This is a genomic window from Clostridium sp. DFI.1.208 (assembly GCF_024463855.1).
In the GTDB taxonomy this organism is placed as follows: domain Bacteria; phylum Bacillota_I; class Bacilli_A; order Erysipelotrichales; family Erysipelotrichaceae; genus Clostridium_AQ.
On record NZ_JANGCA010000001.1, the window covers coordinates 67,500 to 80,550 of the forward strand.

Sequence of the window (13,051 nt, forward strand, 5' to 3'; positions counted from 1 at the left end):
AAGGATGTTTTCAGATGAACGATAAATACATAAGCCCTCTGGGACAGCGCTATGCCAGTGAAGAGATGCAGCGCATTTTCTCCAATGACAAGAAATTCCGTACATGGAGAAGGCTGTGGATTGCCCTGGCAGAAAGCGAGAAGGAGCTGGGTCTTGCTATCACACAGGAACAGATCGATGAATTAAAGGCACATGCAGAGGACATTAACTATGATGTCGCAAGAGAGCGGGAGAAAATTGTCCGTCACGATGTCATGAGCCATGTATACGCCTATGGACAGCAGTGTCCAAATGCGAAAGGAATCATTCATCTGGGCGCAACCTCCTGCTTTGTCGGTGACAATACGGATTTAATTGTCATGTACGAAGCGCTGGAGCTGGTGAAGAAGAAGCTGGTTAACGTCCTTGCCGAGCTGAAAAAGTTTGCTTTGGAGCACAAGGATCTGCCGGTGCTGGCCTTCACACATTTTCAGCCTGCACAGCCTACGACCTTAGGAAAGCGCGCTGCCATCTGGGCACAGGATCTGCTGCTGGATTATGAAGAGCTGTGCTTCCTTCTGGAAAACAAAAAGCTGCGCGGCTGTAAAGGGACAACAGGTACACAGGCAAGTTTCATGGAGCTGTTTGACAATGATGAAGCAAAGGTGAAGCAGCTGGATCAGATGGTTGCTCAAAAGATGGGATATGAAAAATCCTTTGCGGTTTCCACACAAACGTATTCTCGTAAGGTGGATTCCCGTATTCTGAATGCACTTGGATCCATTGCGCAGAGTGCACATAAATTCTCAAACGATATCCGTTTGCTTCAGAATCTGAAGGAAGTGGAGGAGCCGTTTGAAAAGGGACAAATCGGTTCCAGTGCGATGGCCTACAAGCGCAATCCAATGCGCAGTGAACGTATGGCTTCGCTGGCAAACTATGTGATTGCAGATACCTTGAATCCGGCAATTACAGCAGCTACACAGTGGTTTGAGCGTACGCTGGATGATTCTGCAAACAAGCGTATCAGCATTCCGGAGGCATTCCTTGCAGTGGATGGTATTCTGGATTTATATTTGAATATCACCGATGGTCTGGTTGTGTATCCGAAGGTTATCGAATCCCACCTGATGAAGGAGCTGCCGTTTATGGCAACGGAAATGATTCTGATGGATGCTGTTAAGGCTGGTGGTGACCGTCAGGAGCTGCATGAGCGAATCCGTGTTCACTCCATGGCTGCCGGTAGAGTTGTCAAGGAAGAGGGATTGGAAAATGATCTGCTTAATCGTATTGCTGAGGATGCGCTGTTCCCTATGAATATGGAACAGCTGAAGGCTATCATGTCTCCCATCAACTTTGTTGGACGCGCCCCAAGCCAGACGGTTGAATTTTTCAGTGAATGCATAGATCCGATTCTGGAAGCAGAAAAGGATGCGCTGGGGCTCCATGCGGAGATCAACGTATAACGGATGGACGACGTTGATTGTATCAGGGGACAGGTATAAAAAATATAAAAAAGCGAAAAGAGAAGAAATAAATCCCTAATTCAGGAGTATTATTTCTTCTTTTTTTCTGCGGCATCCATACCCCTATCCAAAGAAGAATGAAAACAGATCAGAGTCTTTTACCCCTTTTCAGATTTGCAGGAAGCGATGCCTCGTATTTGATTAGTACTTCCCTTCCCTGTTTCGATTACAGAAAACGGACATATCACACAAACAGCAGGAAGACAAGAAAACGAAGTCCTTTATGAAGAACAAAAACATTTTGCGGACTGTATGCTATGGATAAAAAAGCCTCCGCAATTCGGAGAGCTTTTGCAGGCGCTTCATACACTGCCTCATTCCTTCACCATGCCATACGCGTATCCAGCAAGCATATGAAAGAAAAGCAGACTCAGCGTGATCTGTTTGCCTTAGCATAGGCGATAAAATCGATGAATAACGGATGTGGACGGTTTGGTCTGCTTTTGAATTCCGGATGAAACTGTACACCGACATAGAAGCTATTGCTGCCACACTCTACAGCTTCCACCAGAGAACCGTCCAGTGAGGTAGCTGTGATATCCATTCCGTTTTGTATGAATTCCTCACGGAACTGATTATTAAATTCATAGCGGTGACGATGACGCTCTGAAATTTCAGTTGTCTGATAAGCGCGATACAGCTGTGTTCCTTCCTTTATTCTGGATGGATATGCACCTAAACGCATGGTACCTCCCATATCCTGTTCATCATGTTGATTCGCCATATAATGTATAATAAGATGAGAACTGTCAGGCTGAAATTCATAGGAATTGGCATCGCTGTAGCCCAGTACGCTTCTTGCAAAGGCGATTGCGGCAATCTGCATACCCAGACAGATACCGAGATAAGGGATATCATGCTCTCTGGCATAGGTGGCTGCCCGTATTTTCCCTTCAATTCCGCGCGTACCAAAGCCTCCCGGAATCAGAATGCCACTGCAATCCTGCAGCAGCTCCCGGATACTGCCATCCGTTATTTTCTCCGAATCGATCCACTTGATTCGGACCTTTACATTGTTTTTCAATCCCGCATGATACAGCGCTTCTACAACAGACAGATAGGCATCATGCAGGCGAACATATTTTCCAATCAGAGCAATCGTAACCTCTTCTTTCACATCCCCTGCATGCTCCATGAGCGCACTCCAGGAGCGCAAATCTGCCTGTGGGGCATTTATGTGAAATTTACGGCATACGACATCGTCCAGCCCCTGCTTTTGCAGCATATAGGGCACCTCGTACAGAGAAGGCATCGTTCTGTTTTCAAATACACAATCCTTCGGTATATTGCAAAACAGCGACAGCTTATCTCGAATCCCCTCCTCCAATGGTCGACTGCAGCGCGCGATGATGATATCCGGAAAGATTCCATAGGATTGCAGCTGGTTGACAGAGTGCTGGGCAGGCTTTGTCTTATGCTCCTGACTGCTTTCCAAATAAGGAATCAGTGTAACATGGAGAAAGAGGCAGTTTTCTCTGCCCTTATCCTGTGCAACCTGACGAATTGCTTCCAGAAAAGGCAGACTCTCTATATCACCAGTCGTTCCTCCGATTTCACAGATCATGATATCGGCGTTACTTTCCTTTTGTGCCTTATATATAAAATCCTTGATTTCATTGGTGATATGCGGAATAACCTGTACGGTTTCTCCCAGATATTTCCCTTCGCGTTCCTTGTTTAAGACATTCCAATATACTTTGCCACTCGTCACATTTGAGTAACGATTCAGATTTTCATCAATGAAACGCTCGTAATGACCAAGATCCAGATCCGTTTCACTTCCATCCTCAGTCACAAATACCTCACCATGCTGGTAGGGACTCATCGTTCCCGGATCGATATTGATATAGGGATCCAGCTTCATTGCACTGACCTTCAGTCCTCTTGCTTTTAATAGTCTGCCAAGGGATGCCGCACTGATACCCTTTCCCAGTCCGGATACGACACCGCCGCTTACAAATATAAATTTACTCATATATGACCTTCCTTTTTCGATTGCTTCCTTGATTGATACTACTACTGAACATACCTGCTGACCGCAATATGCAAAACAGTCAACAGAAAAAGAAACGCTGATAATGCAACGCTTTCTTAACAGTCAGGGCTACTTATATTTTTTTAACAGCTGCTCTGCCACCTGCAGCCGGCTCATCTGTGAATCCATAGCACGCTTTTCCAAATACCGGTGCGCCTGTGCTTCACTGAGCTGCTCCTGCTCCATAAGCAGACATTTTGCCCGATCGATGATTTTGATTTCTCCCAGCTTATCCTGCAGCGAGCGGTTTTTTGTACGCAAGCCGCGAAGGCGCTTTTGCGTCAAAACAGCAAAGCGTAAAACAGAGAGTAATACCGTTTTATTGACGGGCTTTGAAAATACAAAGACTCCCGCTTTTTCCATACGGTCTGTGATGATATCGAAGACCTCACTTGATACCATAAGCATGAGAGAGGCATCACTTTTTTCTGCTAAATCCTGCGGCAGAGCATAATCGGTTTCATCCGGTAGTGGGTAATTGATGATGATCATGTCAAAGGCTGTTTCCAGAGCTGTTCGGCGTGCCCTGGATGCCGTTTTGCAGGCTGTGATATTCATCCCATCCTCCATATTCAGATATTCTTTTAGAAATTCTGTGGTTTTCTCACTTGCGCTGACGAGAAGCACGTTTAACATGACCAGCCCCCCTTCCTTATATACGCAGCTGTTTTTTCTTCGCGTTCAGATAGCCTTGCAGCAGCTCGTCTTTCAAAACACGTTTCGCAAAGCTGCTGTTTTGTGCAAGCTGCAGTGCCTCCTGCAGCGAGTTGGGCAGCTCCAGCAGACCCTCATGCTGTACATAAATATTTCCATAAGCCTCTTCTGCCCTTGCTCCCTTGTCTATCCCTTCCATACCTGCCGCAATCAACAATGCCAGTGCCAAATAGGGATTACAGGAAGGATCTGGACTGCGCACCTCAATGCGCGTGCGATGCTCATCTGCTGCCGGTATGCGGATGAGTGCGGAACGGTTACTGCGGGAATAACAAATATATTTCGGTGCCTTCTCCTCCCCCAGCCGCAGATAGGATGCTGGTTCAGGATTTAAGAACAGAGTGATTTCCCGGATACGATGAAGTATTCCAGCAAGAAAAGCTTCCATGTATCGCCCATGCTCCTGAGCAAACAGATTTTCTTTGTTTTGAAACAGAGACAGATTGATGTGCAGGCCGTTCCCCGGCTGCTGCTGGAGCGGTTTCGGATGGAAGCTTGCATGCAGACCGCTGGAAAGAGCAACCATATCCACGACGTTGCGAAAGGTCATCAGATTATCGGCACAGGTCATAACCTCGTCAAAGCGGAAGTCGATTTCATTTTGACCGGGTCCCTGTTCATGATGCGAGCTTTCGGGATGAATGCCCATCTCCTCCAGAGCAAGACAGATTTCCCGGCGGACATTTTCTCCCTTATCCAGAGGAGCAATATCACAATACCCGGCCTCATCATAGGGAATCGTTGTCGGCTTTCCGTTTTCGTCACGCTCAAACAGGTAAAACTCGCATTCTGTGCCTGCCATGATCTGCACACCCTTGCCACTCACCTGCTTGATCATACGGTGCAGCAGGGAGCGCGCATCCAGAGCAAACACACTTCCGTCAGGATTTCGTATCTCACAATACATCCGGGCAACGCGCCCGATTTGCGGACGCCATGGGAGGATAGTCAGCGTGGATATATCCGGAAACAGAAATAAATCAGATGTGTGCTCCTGCGGATATCGTGATCCCTGGGAAAATCCATGGATCGCGCTTGCATCAAAACTCAAGCCATGGGCAAATACCTGCTTCAACTCCTGCGGCATGATGGAGATGTTTTTTTGTTTGCCGAACAAATCAAAAAAAGCAAGCCGAATAAATTTTACATCGTATTCCTCGATGAATTCCATAATTTCACGTTCTCTTGTCACCATATGCATCCTCCTTACTATCCTGTGTGGCATCTGATCGCTTATACGAAAAAGACGTCTACAAACCTGGAAAAGCTATGTTTTCCGCCTGTAGAACGCCTTTGTTCCGATACCAGTATTATATTACAAAAATGCTGTGCTGCTGTCAACTATTTCAGCATTTCATGAAGATAAATATTACAGTTACGCTCCGGGCCAACAGAAATCATGGAGATTCGCGTATTGCACAGCTCTTCGATGCGTCGCAGATAGATTTTGCAGTTTTCAGGCAGCTCCTCGTAGGTCTTCATCGTGGAGATATCTTCCTCCCAGCCGTCAAACTCTTCATATATCGGCTTTGCCCTCTGCAGCTCTTCCATGCTGCTTGGGATATAATCATAGCGGACACCGTCAATATCATATGCAACACACATACGTATTTTCTTCAGACCGCTCAGAATGTCCAGCTTGGTGATGACCAGATCGCTCAATCCATTGATCATAGCCGCATGACGCACAACATTCACATCCAGCCAGCCGCAGCGTCTTGGACGTCCGGTGGTTGCCCCAAACTCATGTCCCTGTTCACGCAGCCACGCCCCCATATCGTCGAACAGCTCACTCACAAACGGTCCCTCTCCGACTCTTGTGGAATACGCCTTTGCGATTCCGATGATGACATCCAGCTTCTTTGGTGAAACGCCGGCACCGGTACAAACACCGGCAGAGGTTGGCGAGGAGCTTGTCACATACGGATAGTTGCCGTAGTTGATATCCAGCATGGCGGCCTGTGCACCCTCAAATAACACCTGCTTCTGTGCATCCAGAGCCTGATTGATTACAATCTGTGCATTGATGATACGCGGCAGCAGTGCCTCCCGTATCTGTGCAAATTGCTTTACCAGCTCCTCATAGGAAAAGCCCGGATCCTCATATACCTTCTGAAAGGTGATGTTTTTCATATCCACTGCAAGCTTCAGCTTTTTCTTAAAGCTTTCAAAATCCTGCAAGTCTCCGATACGCAGTCCCTGACGGGAATATTTATCCGCATAGCAGGGACCGATTCCCCGCTTGGTTGTTCCGATCTTGTGATCCTTTAGACTCGCTTCAATCATCGCATCCAGCCGTACATGGTAGGGCATAATGATGTGAGAGCAATCACTGAGCTTGACATGATCTGTATTGAATCCGCGCTCCTCCAGCTGTTTGATTTCCTCCAAAAAGACAAACGGATCAACGACAACCCCTGGACCGATGATGCAGGCAGCCTTTTGCAGCACACCGCTTGGCAATAGGTGAAGCACCACCTGCTGATTCTGTTTTGTGTGTATATCCTGTACAACGACAGTATGGCCCGCATTGTTTCCTCCCTGGAAACGCACGACCGCATCCATGCGTGATCCCAGATAATCTACAACCTTGCCTTTTCCTTCATCTCCCCACTGGGTTCCGACGACTACATATCCTGGCATAAAAAATTCCTCCTAACGGGTATTTTCAAAGCAGTTTGATACTTTTAAAAAAATCCTTTACTAATATAGCACACTTCATGTAAAAAATAAACATCTTTTTTTGAAAATTGTTTCATCTAAGATGAGTGAAAGGATTTCCAGCTATATACGTAAAAACCTTGTATGGTAGGGTCACTAATCGTAGCAAAGCTCACGAAAAAAAGAAGGTGATGGCAGTCAACACCTTCCCCTTTCGTGCTGCGTTCATCATCCTTCTTTTTTATCACACTTTATGTCTGTGAAAGAATTTCATTAATCTCCCATTTTTTTGATCAGCTGATCTGCCGCAGGTGAAATCCATGCATACATCTGCTGTGCCGTTTTTGCATCGAAATCATCATCCTTGTAAATTCTGGAAATGCTATCCATCATAGGAAGCTCCGCCCATAAAGGAACCTCATTCTCTTTTACAAAATCCTCCACATTGCGATGCTGGAAAATTTCGATTCGCTTACCGCAATCCGGACAAACGACATAGCTCATATTCTCAATAATACCCAGTACCTCAACCTTGACCTGCTTGCACATGTTGATTGCCTTGGATACAATCATGGATACCATCGGCTGAGGGGTGGAGACCATGATGACACCGCTGACCGGTAAGCTCTGCAGCACAGTCAGTGCAACATCACCGGTTCCTGGAGGCATGTCGATGAACAGATAGTCCAGTTCCTCCCATACGACGTCTGTCCAGAACTGCTTGACTGCATTCGCTACAATCGGGCCACGCCATACGACCGGCTGGTTTTCATCCTCCATCAGAAAATTCAGGGACATGACCTTGATACCATCCTTATCCACAACCGGCTCAATAGCATCATTCGTACCAAATGCCTGTGCATGCTCCAATCCCATCAGTCGTGGAATGCTCGGCCCTGTAATATCCGCATCCATAATTCCGACACGGAAGCCTCTTCTGGCCATTTCCTTTGCCATCAGTACACTCATACTGGATTTTCCTACACCGCCCTTGCCGCTCATCACACCGATGACGTGACGGATTTTATTACGTTCATTATTCTGGATGCCGCAGCTGTCAGCCTGCTTGCCGCAGGTTCCCTTGCTGGGACATGATGTACAGTTACTCATATTCAGCTCTCCTTATATTATCCTGTATAACCTATCTTATTTTACATCTTTTTGTGTTGTTTTCCAATGGTTTCGCTTCACTTTTTACGTGAAATGAAAGGTATAAGCTGCAGGTAAGCAATCAACCAAGGCATAAGCCCATGTATTATCATGCTCACAGGCAAAGCCTAGCTTATCATACCCCTTTGCTTATAACCACTTTATGTAACAATCGTTCTTTTAGGCTTTATGATTTTCACAGCGCTATACAGCAGCTCATAAGCTAACATTTCACCAAGAATCGAGATTCCAAGCAAAGCCTTAAGAGCATCCAATGTCTCCATGAACGCTAGGAAGTGATTGCTGCTGCAACCATCTACATATGTATCCAAACCGCTTCCTCGCCCGGCTGCACGAGATGTTTCTGCCAACCCATGCCGTGCAAGAACGAGAGGAAATGAAACATAGCACTCTTCCCATTTCGTAGATAGCATGTACAAAATCTTTAGCGTTATCATTTCTTTTTTTTAACGGAGCGGGGATGGTATTGATCGATAGCTTCCTTCAGCCGTCGATTCTGGACATGGGTATAAATCTGTGTAGTTGCAATGTCGCTATGTCCCAGCAGTTCCTGAACAACACGCAAATCTGCCCCGCCATCCAGCAGATGTGTCGCAAAGCTATGACGAAAGCTGTGTGCAGACAGGCGCTCATCCAGCCCCAATTCCTGCAGGCGCTGCTTGATCAGCGTATGAACATACTGCCGTGTCAGGACATTTCCTCTGCTGTTTAGGAAAACACGTGTACTTTTCCGTTTTTCCCATGTGGGACGAATTTGTGTCAGATACGCACGCAGCGCACGAACGCAGCGTGTGTGCATGGGCACCATGCGCTCCTTATCCCCTTTACCGATCACCCGCAGATATCCCTGCTCCAGATGTACCTGGTTGATTCGCAGATCACAAACCTCACTGACACGCAGACCGCAGCCATACAGCAGCTCCAGAATTGCCTTCTGATACAGACCTTGCGCATCCTGTCCAAAGCTGTCCAGCAGCAGCTCGATATCATGCGGATTGAAATACAGCGGCAGCTTCTGTTGTTTTTTTCCTCCCCGCAGATGGATGGAAGGATCAAGAATCGAGGGATAATTCATCGAGATATAGCGATGAAACATGTGGATGCTGGTCAGCATATGATTGACACTGCTGCGCTTGTAGCACAGTCCTTCCTCGTGGCCTTTCCCCTGCTCCATATCGGATAAAAAGCATTGAATATCCTGTGGCAGAATATCCTCTATTTCCTTTTTCCCCTGCTTTTGCAGCCAGCTGTGGTATTCCTGTAAATTCTGTGTATAGGAATGAATCGTCGCCAGAGATTTCTGATCGACCGCCTGTATGTAATGCAGATAGTCCTGCAGAGCCTCCTGTAGCTTCATCGCTGTATGATTTGCGGCAACAACACATGGGCGTTTACCTTGCCATCCTTTACCGCCTCCACCAATACACTGACTGCTTCCTCCCTGTTGACATCGTAGACAAACTGTAGCGTGCGAATTTCCAGACGATGCTGTTTCAGGGTATAGGCAATTTCCGAGATGCGGGACGCCCGGTGCACCATATAGAAGCGTCCCTTTTCATCCAGCAGCTCACTGACCCGCTGACACAGGGTCTCTAGCGTAAGGAAGCGTTCATGGCGCGCCATCTGAAGACTTTGTGATTCATTGAGATTGCTTTCCTGATCCACCTTAAAATATGGCGGATTGCAGACGATGACATCTACCTTTTCCAAAGCAGCCTCGCAAATATCCTGAGCAATAAGCGCTACATTTGTTATGTGATGATGCTGCATGTTTTTTTCTGCGACTGCAATAGCCTCCTTCTGGATATCGATACCATACAGATATGCGGGGGCATAGCGATGTGCCGCAATCAGCAATGCGCCGTTGTTTGTACCGATATCCAGTACCCGTTCCCCTTTTTTGATTCTCATAAACTGCGCCAGCAGCGCCGTGTCTGTGTTGATGCGAAACATCTGTTTATGTTGATACAGATATAGATCCGTTCCATTGATATAATCATACGTATAATCTTCCATACTGCGACCTCCCTGACCCTATTATTATAACGGAAGATCACATCAAATTAAACAGTTTTATAAATTCGATTACCAGTGTCGATTTCAGGTAGCTGCCTGCCAGGATGATCAGAAAGCAGATAAAGATATCGTTCAATACATTGTTGCCAAGCTGCTTGAAATTGAGCCGCTCCCGATTCGTTGTGGAATAGATGATATACATCGACAGCTGAATGGCGCTGGCAGAGATCAGAAAGGTCGCAATCAGATCCATCGTCACCTGTGGAAGCAGAGTCATGATAATGCCAGCGATTCCCTTCAAATGATATGTATACACAAACAGCGCACAGGAGAAGCCGATTTGCATACCCTTTGTAAATGCGATGAAGCTGATAATGGGAATTCCAATCAGGGAGGTTCCCAGAAGAAACACAAACAGAATAAACACGATACCGCTGAAAAACTGCGATACGAAGTAATCGTATTTATCAACACCGGAATCGATGGTCGTCAAATAGCTGGATAAGCTTTTGATGTCCGATACATCGATATAATTGGATACAATGATGCCCATCAGTATCCCGCAGCCGACAAGAATTGCAATAAACAGATATACATTATGGTATTTCTTGAGAAATCCATGATAGCCCTGCCTCTTTTTTAGAGGGATGTTTTTTTTCATATTGTCACCTCATTACACTATATGAAAAAAAGAAGGCAGTCTTGCTGCCAACTTATCGACAAACTTCTTCCTGCCCGCATGTAAGCTACCTGCCTATTTCTTCCCTTTGGATGGATGAATATCACTGGCACGCATCAAATGTGCGCCGGGCAGCTGTGCATTCAGCTCCTTCAATACATCCTCCACATCGTTTAACGGCTTTACCTCATGCTGAAACAAATCGATCTGATCAATCGTACGCTCTGCGGAATACAGGGATCCCAAACCGATGCCCAGATGGCGGATTTCCCTGCCGTTGTAGTGACGGTCAAACAAAAGCAGCGCATGCTCCAGCAGTACATTCGCATCATCGGTGTAGGAATGGATGTTGGTGGAACGAACGGCATTGGTAAAATCAAAATAACGGATACTGATGGATATCAGAGAACCCTTGATATGCTCTGCCCTTGCCCGCAAGCTCAACGTGATCGCCAGGCGCTTCAATACGGTTTTGACCTCCTCATAATCCGTAATATCCCGATCCAGCGTTGTGGACTGTGAGATGGACTGCACACTGGTATTAAAGGAAAGCTGCGCACTTCCATTACCGCGTGCATTCTGGATATACGTATAGGCATGCTTGCCGAGCAGCGTCATGATTTTGGACTCGTTCTCTGGATTCGCAAGATCACCAATCGTTGTGATTCCATGCTGCATCAGCAGCGGTACCGTTTTCTTTCCGATCCCCCACATGTCACTGATGGGAAGCGGCCAAAGCTTTTTTTGGACCTCCTGTTTTCGCAGAATCGTGATTCCCATCGGCTTGCGCATATCGCTTGCCATTTTTGCCAGAAATTTATTCGGAGCAACACCGATACTGCAGGGGAGCTTCAAATCTTCCAGCACGCTCTTTTGTATCTGCCATGCGAGGTCCAGCGGACGCTTATAGTCCTTGATAACATCGGTGACATCCATATAGCATTCATCGATACTGGCCGGCTCAATCAGGCTTGAAAAACGCCGCAGATATTTAAAAAAACGATTACTCAATTCCTCATACCAGCCGTAATCGCCCTGAACAACAACAAGATTTGGACACTTCTCCATTGCCATATGCAATGGCATCGCGCTGTGTACCCCGTACTTTCGGGCTTCATAGCTTGCCGTTGATACCACACTTCGCCTGTGCAGACCTGCCACAACGACCGGCTGCCCCTCCAGTGCAGAGTTTTTCAATATCTCCGCACTTGCAAAGTAGGAATTTAAATCAATATGTAAGATAACTCTTCCTGCCATAAAACTACTCCCTTGTCTTACAGTATAGTATACTGGATTTTCAGGGGAAAAGCTAGCGGAATGTCTTGATCACATTGTTTTTGTTGCGCAGTCTGTGCTCTAAGCGCAGCTTATCGGAAATCATGGCGATGAATTCGGAATTGGTCGGTTTTGCCTTGCTCGCAGATATCGTATATCCGAAGATATCATCAATCGCATCAATATTCCCTCTGTTCCATGCTACCTCGATCGCGTGTCGAATGGCTCTTTCCACACGGGATGCCGTGGTTGCATATTTCTTGGCGATTTCCGGATACAGCACCTTTGTAATCTGCCCCAGAAAGTCAACATTCAGATAGGTTTCCAGAATTGCCGTACGCAGGTACATATACCCCTTGATATGGGCAGGAATACCAATTTCATGCAACAGCTCTGTTATCTCGCTTTCCAGCTCCAGCTTCTGCAGACGCTCCTTCTCATCATCATCCAGATTGACCTTCACCACATTGCTGGCCATATGCTCCTTCCGTGTATAGCCAACGATGAAATTCAGCTTATCACACAGCTGCTCAATTTCAAAGGGCTTCATCAGAATATAATCGATACGGTAATTTTGCACACCTGCTACAATGAGATCATTTACAAACGGTGTTGTACAGATGATGTGATCCACCTGAATATGGTTCTTCTTTAAATCATGCAAAACGCTGATGCCGTCCTTCTTCGGCATGATCAGATCCAGCACAAGAACATCCAGATGCTTGCCGCGCAGCTCATTGACACACTGCTCGCCATTGGTGGCACTTCCGATGACCTGATACCCATCGCTCTTTGTGAGCGCTTCCTTCATGCTGTGGATCATCTCCATGCTATCATCCACCAAATATACATTCATTTTGTTATTCATACATTTCCTCTCTCCTTACTGACATCCATTATACGAACCTCAGGATGCAGAAATTCAGATAAAATGTCGAATGAAGAAAAGAATTTCACAAAAAGTTCCAAAAAATGAAAAAGAGCGACGAAAACGCC

Annotated in this window: 11 protein-coding genes; 1 reads left to right on the forward strand and 10 read right to left on the reverse strand. The window is 46.4% G+C overall.

The genetic code is table 11. The features are described from left to right. Positions 1 to 14: 14 nt before the first annotated feature. Complete coding sequence (gene purB / locus NE665_RS00395) at positions 15 to 1,445, forward strand: adenylosuccinate lyase (protein ID WP_117441639.1); 1,431 nt, start codon at positions 15 to 17, stop codon at positions 1,443 to 1,445. Between the two features lie 430 nt (positions 1,446 to 1,875). Here the strand turns inward: purB and NE665_RS00400 are convergent, their stop codons facing one another. From NE665_RS00400 to spo0A, 10 genes are all read right to left on the reverse strand, one after another. Continuing rightward, positions 1,876 to 3,480, reverse strand: a complete 1,605-nt coding sequence (locus NE665_RS00400) for a CTP synthase (RefSeq protein ID WP_117441638.1) — start codon at positions 3,478 to 3,480, stop codon at positions 1,876 to 1,878. Positions 3,481 to 3,609: 129 nt separating this feature from the next. Then, a complete protein-coding gene (locus NE665_RS00405) occupies positions 3,610 to 4,176 on the reverse strand; it encodes an ANTAR domain-containing protein (RefSeq protein ID WP_178759872.1) in 567 nt (188 codons plus the stop codon). Between the two features lie 16 nt (positions 4,177 to 4,192). Next, the gene (locus tag NE665_RS00410) at positions 4,193 to 5,449 is read right to left on the reverse strand and encodes a glutamine synthetase family protein (RefSeq protein WP_117441636.1); all 1,257 of its coding nucleotides are present in this window, start codon (positions 5,447 to 5,449) and stop codon (positions 4,193 to 4,195) included. A gap of 146 nt (positions 5,450 to 5,595) precedes the next feature. After that, positions 5,596 to 6,897: an adenylosuccinate synthase gene (locus tag NE665_RS00415; protein WP_117441635.1), complete on the reverse strand. Its 1,302-nt coding sequence runs from the start codon at positions 6,895 to 6,897 to the stop codon at positions 5,596 to 5,598. 291 nt (positions 6,898 to 7,188) lie between these two features. Beyond that, a complete protein-coding gene (locus NE665_RS00420) occupies positions 7,189 to 8,025 on the reverse strand; it encodes an Mrp/NBP35 family ATP-binding protein (RefSeq protein WP_117441634.1) in 837 nt (278 codons plus the stop codon). A 493-nt stretch (positions 8,026 to 8,518) separates the two neighbouring features. Then, the gene (locus NE665_RS00425; protein ID WP_117441632.1) at positions 8,519 to 9,442 is read right to left on the reverse strand and encodes a tyrosine recombinase; all 924 of its coding nucleotides are present in this window, start codon (positions 9,440 to 9,442) and stop codon (positions 8,519 to 8,521) included. Continuing rightward, on the reverse strand, positions 9,439 to 10,101 hold the full coding sequence (locus NE665_RS00430; RefSeq protein WP_117441631.1) for a methyltransferase: 663 nt from the start codon (positions 10,099 to 10,101) through the stop codon (positions 9,439 to 9,441). Before NE665_RS00430 ends, NE665_RS00425 begins: the two co-directional genes overlap by 4 nt. A gap of 37 nt (positions 10,102 to 10,138) precedes the next feature. Then, positions 10,139 to 10,762 carry a stage II sporulation protein M gene (locus tag NE665_RS00435; protein WP_117441630.1) on the reverse strand — a complete coding sequence of 208 codons (624 nt, stop codon included), beginning with the start codon at positions 10,760 to 10,762 and terminating at the stop codon, positions 10,139 to 10,141. Between the two features lie 93 nt (positions 10,763 to 10,855). Further along, complete coding sequence (gene dinB, locus NE665_RS00440; protein WP_117441629.1) at positions 10,856 to 12,037, reverse strand: DNA polymerase IV; 1,182 nt, start codon at positions 12,035 to 12,037, stop codon at positions 10,856 to 10,858. Positions 12,038 to 12,089: 52 nt separating this feature from the next. Then, positions 12,090 to 12,923: a sporulation transcription factor Spo0A gene (gene spo0A, locus NE665_RS00445; RefSeq protein ID WP_117441628.1), complete on the reverse strand. Its 834-nt coding sequence runs from the start codon at positions 12,921 to 12,923 to the stop codon at positions 12,090 to 12,092. Positions 12,924 to 13,051 lie beyond the last annotated feature (128 nt).

Coding starts and splice junctions, on each gene's coding strand:
- purB (WP_117441639.1), top strand. CDS start 15: ATGAACGATAAATACATAAGCCCTCTGGGACAGCGCTATGCCAGTGAA.
- NE665_RS00400 (WP_117441638.1), bottom strand. CDS start 3,480: ATGAGTAAATTTATATTTGTAAGCGGCGGTGTCGTATCCGGACTGGGA.
- NE665_RS00405 (WP_178759872.1), bottom strand. CDS start 4,176: ATGTTAAACGTGCTTCTCGTCAGCGCAAGTGAGAAAACCACAGAATTT.
- NE665_RS00410 (WP_117441636.1), bottom strand. CDS start 5,449: ATGGTGACAAGAGAACGTGAAATTATGGAATTCATCGAGGAATACGAT.
- NE665_RS00415 (WP_117441635.1), bottom strand. CDS start 6,897: ATGCCAGGATATGTAGTCGTCGGAACCCAGTGGGGAGATGAAGGAAAA.
- NE665_RS00420 (WP_117441634.1), bottom strand. CDS start 8,025: ATGAGTAACTGTACATCATGTCCCAGCAAGGGAACCTGCGGCAAGCAG.
- NE665_RS00425 (WP_117441632.1), bottom strand. CDS start 9,442: ATGAAGCTACAGGAGGCTCTGCAGGACTATCTGCATTACATACAGGCG.
- NE665_RS00430 (WP_117441631.1), bottom strand. CDS start 10,101: ATGGAAGATTATACGTATGATTATATCAATGGAACGGATCTATATCTG.
- NE665_RS00435 (WP_117441630.1), bottom strand. CDS start 10,762: ATGAAAAAAAACATCCCTCTAAAAAAGAGGCAGGGCTATCATGGATTT.
- dinB (WP_117441629.1), bottom strand. CDS start 12,037: ATGGCAGGAAGAGTTATCTTACATATTGATTTAAATTCCTACTTTGCA.
- spo0A (WP_117441628.1), bottom strand. CDS start 12,923: ATGAATAACAAAATGAATGTATATTTGGTGGATGATAGCATGGAGATG.